Annotated in this window: 8 protein-coding genes; 4 read left to right on the forward strand and 4 right to left on the reverse strand. The window is 66.8% G+C overall.

Annotated elements, in window-relative coordinates; all coding sequences use genetic code 11:
• Positions 1–11: 11 nt before the first annotated feature.
• The 4 genes from G3N61_RS27880 to G3N61_RS27895 all read right to left on the reverse strand — a co-directional run bounded on the left by G3N61_RS27880 (position 12) and on the right by G3N61_RS27895 (position 3,249).
• Complete coding sequence (locus G3N61_RS27880) at positions 12–1,289, reverse strand: MFS transporter (RefSeq protein WP_043191133.1); 1,278 nt, start codon at positions 1,287–1,289, stop codon at positions 12–14.
• Positions 1,290–1,472: 183 nt separating this feature from the next.
• Positions 1,473–2,054 carry a YceI family protein gene (locus tag G3N61_RS27885; RefSeq protein WP_089449926.1) on the reverse strand — a complete coding sequence of 194 codons (582 nt, stop codon included), beginning with the start codon at positions 2,052–2,054 and terminating at the stop codon, positions 1,473–1,475.
• Positions 2,055–2,119: 65 nt separating this feature from the next.
• Positions 2,120–2,680 carry a YceI family protein gene (locus G3N61_RS27890; RefSeq protein ID WP_043191137.1) on the reverse strand — a complete coding sequence of 187 codons (561 nt, stop codon included), beginning with the start codon at positions 2,678–2,680 and terminating at the stop codon, positions 2,120–2,122.
• 8 nt (positions 2,681–2,688) lie between these two features.
• Complete coding sequence (locus G3N61_RS27895; protein WP_043191140.1) at positions 2,689–3,249, reverse strand: cytochrome b; 561 nt, start codon at positions 3,247–3,249, stop codon at positions 2,689–2,691.
• 258 nt (positions 3,250–3,507) lie between these two features.
• Between G3N61_RS27895 and G3N61_RS27900 the strand changes: the two genes are divergently transcribed.
• The 4 genes from G3N61_RS27900 to G3N61_RS27915 form a co-directional block, all read left to right on the forward strand.
• Entirely contained in the window at positions 3,508–4,173 is a 666-nt protein-coding gene (locus tag G3N61_RS27900) for a paraquat-inducible protein A (protein ID WP_043191143.1), read from the forward strand.
• A complete protein-coding gene (locus G3N61_RS27905; RefSeq protein ID WP_089449925.1) occupies positions 4,170–4,799 on the forward strand; it encodes a paraquat-inducible protein A in 630 nt (209 codons plus the stop codon). Before G3N61_RS27900 ends, G3N61_RS27905 begins: the two co-directional genes overlap by 4 nt.
• A complete protein-coding gene (locus G3N61_RS27910; protein ID WP_043191148.1) occupies positions 4,792–6,411 on the forward strand; it encodes an MlaD family protein in 1,620 nt (539 codons plus the stop codon). Before G3N61_RS27905 ends, G3N61_RS27910 begins: the two co-directional genes overlap by 8 nt.
• On the forward strand, positions 6,408–6,932 hold a 525-nt coding region (locus tag G3N61_RS27915; protein ID WP_205824087.1), incomplete at its 3' end, for a PqiC family protein. The genes G3N61_RS27910 and G3N61_RS27915, both read left to right, overlap by 4 nt.

Here is a 6,932-nt window from a genome sequence, read left to right on the forward strand (position 1 = left end):
CGCCCGCCCGGTTACCGGAATCCGAATCGCCGGCGCAGCACGACGAGCGCCACGAGGCTCAACACGGCCGCGAACATCAGGTAGAAGCTCGGCGCGGTCTTCATCCCGGTCGCCTTGATCAGCCACGCGATGATGAACGGCCCGAAGCCGCCGAAGATCGTCACCGCGACGTTATACGCGAGCGACATCCCGGTCGTGCGCGTCTGCACCGGAAACACTTCGGACAACAAACCCGGCAGCGCCGCGAAGTAGCCCGTCATCAGGAACGCGAGCAGCACCTGCAGCGCGATCAGCGTGCCGAAGCCCGGATGCGCGACCAGGTACGCGAACGCCGGATAGATCAGCACGAGGATGCCGATGGCCGGCGCGATCATCACGCGCACGCGGCCGTAAGTGTCCGACCAGTGGCCGACGAGCGGCGCGAACGCCATCTGGATCACGCCGACGACGAGGATCGCCGCGAACGCGGCCGACGGCGCGAGGCCGAGCTGCTTCACGCCGTAGGTCGGCATGAACAGCACGAGATAGGTTGCGACGGTGCCGAGCACGACCACGCCCATCGCGGCGACGAGGCGCGCCTTGTGCGACGCGAACGTGTCGCGCAGCGGGTTCGCGGTGCCTTCCGCCGCGAGGAACTCGGGCGTCTCGTCGACCTTCGTGCGGATGTAGTACGCGACCGGCCCGAGCAGCAGGCCGAAGAAGAACGGCACGCGCCAGCCCCACGACGCCATCTGCGCGGCCGACAGCTGCGCGTTCAGCACGGTGCCGAAGCCGGCGGCAAGCAGCGTCGTGAGCCCCTGGCTCGCGACCTGCCAGCTCGCGAAGAAGCCGCGCCGGCCCGGCACGTGCTCGGCGAGGAATGCGGTCGCGCTGCCGAACTCGCCGCCGGCCGAGAAACCCTGCATCAGCCGCGCGGCGACGAGGATCACCGGCGCCGCGACGCCGATCGTCTCGTAGGTCGGCAGCACCGCGATGATCAGCGTGCCGGCCATCATCAGCAGGATCGACAGCGTGAGCGCGGCCTTGCGGCCCTCGCGATCGGCATACGCGCCGAGCACGATCGCGCCGAGCGGGCGCATGAAGAACGACACGCCGAACGTGCCGAGCGTGAGCAGCAGCGACACGGTGTCGTTGCCCGCCGGGAAGAACAGCTTCGAGATCGTCACCGCGAAGAAGCCGTAGACGACGAGATCGAACCACTCGAGCGCGTTGCCGATCGACGCGGCGACCACCGCGCGCCACACGCGCGGCGACGAGGCAATGGAACGGGACTGCGTGACGGCATGCATCGGCGATCTCCTTGTCGTTGTACGTTCTGTTCGATGCACTCGCGCGCGCCGTCGGCCTGCCCGGCGCCGCGCACGGCGCTCGGGCGATTATAGGCGCGCAAAAAAATACCGCCGCGCCCCCTGACGGGAACGCGGCGGCGTACTCGCGGCGGGCCGGCGCGGCGGCCGGCCCGGCCGGAAGCGTTACTGCTGCTTGACGGCTTCGGCCGTGATCAGCAGCTTCGTCTTCATCTTGAAACCGTACTGCTTGCCGTAGTCGAGGCCGAAATCGTCGCGGCTGAATTCGCCGACGGCGTCGACGCCGCACACTTCGCGCTTGAGCATCGGGTGCGGCATGCACTTGAACGAATCGATCTTCAGCGTCACCGGCTTCGTGACGCCATGCATCGTCAGGTTGCCGACCACCGACACCGGCTTGTCGCCGTCGAACTTGATCGTGCCCTTGTAGTTCGCCTGCGGGAACTTGGTGACGTCGAAGAACTCGGCCGTCTGCAGGTGCTCGTCGAGCTTCGCGCTGCCGGTGTGGATCGACGCGATGTCGGTCGTCACGTCGACCGTACCCGTCTTCGCCGCGCGGTCGAGCGTCACGGTGCCGCTCGACTTGTCGAACTTGCCGCGCCAGACCGACAGGCCGCCGAAGTGGTCGGCCTCGAAGCTCGGGTACGTGTGGCTCGGATCGAACTGGTACGTTGCGCTATCGGCAAACGCCGAGAACGACAGCGACGCGGCCAGCGCGCCCACGGCGATGATCAGTTGCTTTTTCAAACTCTTTCTCCTTGGAACGGCGCCGCGCCCTCGCGCGGCATTCAGGTGAGGCGACAGCCCGCCGCTTACTTGGTGGCGACGAGATGGAACTTGATCTGCACTTCGTCCGCGACGACCGACGTGTCCTTCCACTCGCCGGTACCGACGTTGAAGGCCGAACGCTTGATCGGCAGCACACCGTCGAACGTCTGCGTCGCGCCGCTTTGCGTGACCGTGACGGGCACCGTGACGTTCTCGGACTTGCCCTTGATCGTCAGCTTGCCGGTCACGTTGTACTTGTTGCCGCCCGCCGGCGCGATCGCCGACGACACGAACGTCGCCTGCGGATACCCCTTCGCGTCGAACCAGTCCTTGCCGGCGACCTGGTCGTTGTACATCTTGTCGCCGAGGTCATAGCTCGCGACGTCGATCGTCATCTGGGCGCTGCCCTGCGCGGCTTTCGCCGGATCGAACTTCACCTGCGCGGAAAATTTCTTGAACGCGCCTTCGGTCGGCACGTTCATCTGCTTCGACACGGCAGACACCTTGCTCTTCGCGAGATCGACATCGGCGAGCGCCGCGCCCGACGCGAGAAGTGACACCGCGGCGAAGGCGGTCAGCATGGAGCGGGAGAAAGACACTTTCATGGGATCCTTCATTTGGCAAAGGGGAGCATCCGCGACAGCAGGCCGTCGCGGTCCAACAACTGGTGCTTGAGCGCCGCGAGCACGTGCAGCGAGACGAGCGCAAGCAGAATGTAATTCAAGGACACGTGCAGCGTCTTGAAGGTTTCCTTGAGCACCGGATCGGGGTCGATCAGCCGCGGCAGCGGCACGATGCCGAGGTAGACGACCGGGATGTTCGACGCCGAGCTGTACAGGTAGCCCGTCACCGGAATCACGATCATCAGCACGTACAGCAGGATGTGCACGCCGTGCGACGCGGCACGCTGCCACGCCGGCGTATCGCCCGGCAGCGCCGGCGGCACGTGAGTCGCACGCCACAGCACGCGCGCGACGGCCAGCGCGAATACGGTCACGCCGATCCACTTGTGCCACGAGAAGTACTTCAGCTTGGTCGGCGTGAAGCCGGGGATGTCGGTCATCACCCAGCCCAGCGCGAACGCGCAGACGATCAGCAGCGCGATCAGCCAGTGCAGCGCGATCGCAGTCTGCGTATAGCGTACCGGCGTGGCCGGCAGCGATTTCGATGCCATCTTGGATTCCTCAGTTCAGCGAACAGCCGCGCCGGCAATTGGTCCGACGCTTGTCAAGGGCGCCATGCTACCGCAACCTTTTGACGCGCGCGGACTCTGAAGACAGGCGCGCCAGCCGGCTGACGGTTTCCTGTCATGTTACCGATCAGTCACCGAACACACGATCGTTGACACACCGAAAAAGGCCTTTTGGTAAGATTGGCGCGGGTTCCGGCCCCGTCGACGCGTCTCCCCAGCCGTCGCACAACTGCCTTTTCCATGCAACGAAACGACCTGATTGCCTGTCACGAGTGCGACGCACTGTTGCACAAACCGCGCCTGAGCGGACGTGAATCCGCGCGCTGTCCGCGCTGCGATGCACTGCTCTATCGCAACAGCGCCGCGCAGATCGAGCGGATCTGCGCGCTCGCGCTCGCGGCGCTGATCACGTTCACGATCGCGCAGGCGTTCCCGATCCTCGAAATGGACGTGAACGGCAATCGTGTGCAGACCACACTGATCGGCGCGATCGATTCGCTGTGGCACCAGGACATGGCGATCGTCGGCGTGATGGTGTTCTGCTCGACCGTGCTGTTCCCGCTCGTCGAGATGGCCGCGCTGCTGTACCTGCTGCTGCCGATCCGCCGCGGCGTCGTGCCGCCCGGTTTCAACCTGGTACTGCGCGCGATCGAGCTCGTGCGGCCGTGGGGAATGATCGAGGTGTTCATGCTCGGGATCCTCGTCACGATCGTGAAGATGGTGAGTCTCGCAAGAGTCGTTCCCGAAGCCGCGCTGTTCGCGTTCGCCGCGCTCACGCTGATGATCGCCGTCGTGCTGATGTTCGATCCGCGCACGCTGTGGGACATCGCCGACGACCTGCGTGCCGGGCGCGCGCCCGGGCAGCCCGACGATGCCGCCCCGCTGCCGGAAGCCGCCCGCCGATGACGATCCCGACCGCCGCCCGCGAGGGCTACGCCAGCTGCCACGTGTGCGGCCTCGTGCAGACGCTCGACCAGCCGCACGCACACTGCGCACGCTGCGGCAGCGCGCTCCATTTCCGCACGCCGAACAGCCTGATGCGCACGTGGGCGCTGCTGCTCGCGGCCGCGATCCTGTACATTCCCGCGAACCTGCTGCCGATCATGCGCACGGCGTCGATCGTCGGCTCGCAGGAAGACACGATCATGAGCGGCGTCATCTATTTCTGGATCTCGGGCGACTGGCCGCTCGCCGTCGTCGTGTTCGTCGCGAGCATCCTCGTGCCGATGCTCAAGCTCGGCGTGCTGCTGATCCTTGTGATCAGCGCGCAGCGCCGCACCGCCTGGCGGCCGCTGCAGCGCACGCGCCTGTTCCGGATCGTCGAGCGCATCGGCCGCTGGTCGATGCTCGACATCTTCGTCGTGACGCTGACCGTCGCGCTCGTCCATTTTCGTTCGCTCGCCATCATCACGGCCGGCCCCGGCGCGCTCGCGTTCGGTTCCGTCGTGATCCTGACGATGCTCGCGTCGATGCAGTTCGATCCCCGCCTGATCTGGGATCCAGTCGAAACCTCAGGGAATCACCATGAATAGTCCACAAGGCCCGCAGCACGACGCGCCCCGGCCGCCCGATCCGACGATCTCGACGAAAAGCGGCTGGCTGCCGTCGCTCGTCTGGCTCGTGCCGCTGATCGCCGCGCTGATCGGCATCGGCCTCGTGATCAAGTCCGTGCGCGAGCGCGGCCCGGAAATCACGATCAGCTTCCACAGCGCCGAAGGGCTCGAGCCCGGCAAGACCCAGGTCAAGTACAAGGACGTCGAGATCGGCATGGTCAAGACGATCAAGCTGTCGAAAGACCTGTCGCGCGTGCTCGTCCAGGTGCAGCTGAAGAAGGAAGCCGAGGATTTCGCGGTCAAGGACTCGCGCTTCTGGATCGTGCGGCCGCGCATCGGCGCGACCGGCGTGTCGGGGCTCGGCACGCTGCTGTCCGGTGCATACATCGGCGTCGACGCCGGGCGCTCGCAGGATACCCAGAGCGACTTCACGGGTCTCGAAACGCCGCCGGCCGTCACCGGCGACCAGAAGGGCACGCAATACGTGCTGCGTGGCGATTCGCTGGGCTCGGTCGACATCGGTTCGCCGGTCTACTACCGGCGCGTGCAGGTCGGCCAGGTGGTCGGCTTCTCGCTCGACAAGGACGGCACGGGCGTCACGTTCCACGTGTTCGTCAACGCGCCGTACAACCAGTACGTCGGCGTGAACTCACGCTGGTGGCAGGCAAGCGGCGTCGACCTGCGGCTCGATTCGAGCGGCCTGAAGCTGAACACGCAGTCGCTCGCCACCGTGATCCTCGGCGGCATCGCGTTCCAGACGCCGCCGAACCAGGGCTCCGGCACGACCGCGGCGAACAACTCGACCTTCCGGCTCGGCTCCGACGAAGCCGACGCGATGCGCGATCCGGACGGCCAGCCGCTGCAGGTCGTGATGAACTTCAACCAGTCGCTGCGCGGGCTCGGCGTCGGCGCGCCGGTCGACTTCCGCGGCATCGTGCTGGGCGAAGTCACCAATATCGGCATCGACTTCGATCCGAAGACGAAGAACTTCCTGATGCCGGTGACGATGAACATCTATCCGGAGCGCCTCGGCCGCCGCTTCCGCGAGACGATCGAGAGCAAGGGCGAACCGGCCCGTCGCGAGATCGTCGAGCGGCTCGTCCGGCACGGGCTGCGCGGCCAGCTGCGCACCGGCAACCTGCTGACGAGCCAGCTGTACGTCGCGCTCGACTTCTTCCCGAAGGCGCCGGCCGCGCAGATCGACACGGCCCGCCAGCCGCTCGAGCTGCCGACCGTGCCGAACACGCTCGACGAGCTGCAGCTGCAGGTCGCCGACATCGCGAAGAAGCTCGACAAGGTGCCGTTCGACCAGATCGGCGCGAACCTGAACAGCGCGCTGTCGAACGCCGACAAGCTGTTCAAGCAGCTCGACACGCAGGTCGCACCGGAAGCGCGCGACACGCTGTCGGCCGCGAAGCAGACCTTCTCGACCGCCGAAGCGACGCTGCAGCAGGATTCGCCGCTGCAGACCGACGTGCGCGGCGCGCTGAAGGAACTCACGCGCACGCTGCAGTCGCTGAACGCGCTCTCCGACTATCTGGAGCGCCACCCCGAATCGCTGCTCAAGGGCAAGCCAGGAGATCAACAATGACGACACGCGTGAACGGTTTCGCGAGCGGCGCGGCGGCGGCTGTCGCCGCCCTCGCGCTCGCCGCGTGCAGCTCGCCGCCCGCGCGGTTCTACACGCTCAGCCCGGCCGACGCCGCAGCGCCGCTGCGCACCGCGCCGGCCAACCCGGCGTTCCTGATCGAAGTACCGTCCGTCGGCGTGCCCGAGCAGATCGCGAAAAACCAGCTGGTCGTGCAGAAGAACGCCGCGCAGGTCGACGTGCTCGAGCAGGAACGCTGGGCGTCGCCGCCCGCCGACGAGATCCGCCGCGCGCTGTCGGACGATCTCGCCGCGCAGCTCGGCACGATCGACGTCGCGAATTCCGCCCACCCGCCTGGCGTGCCCGTGTATCGCGTCAGCGTGAACGTGCAGCGCTTCGAATCGTGGCCCGGCAAGCGCGCGGCGGTCGACGCCGTGTGGAGCGTGCGCTCGCTCGCCACGCAGGCCGTGATGACCTGCCGCACGAGCGTCGCGGAACCGGTCGCCGACGGCTACGACGCGCTC

Source organism: Burkholderia sp. Ac-20349 (assembly GCF_017104865.1).
Lineage (GTDB): Bacteria > Pseudomonadota > Gammaproteobacteria > Burkholderiales > Burkholderiaceae > Burkholderia > Burkholderia aenigmatica.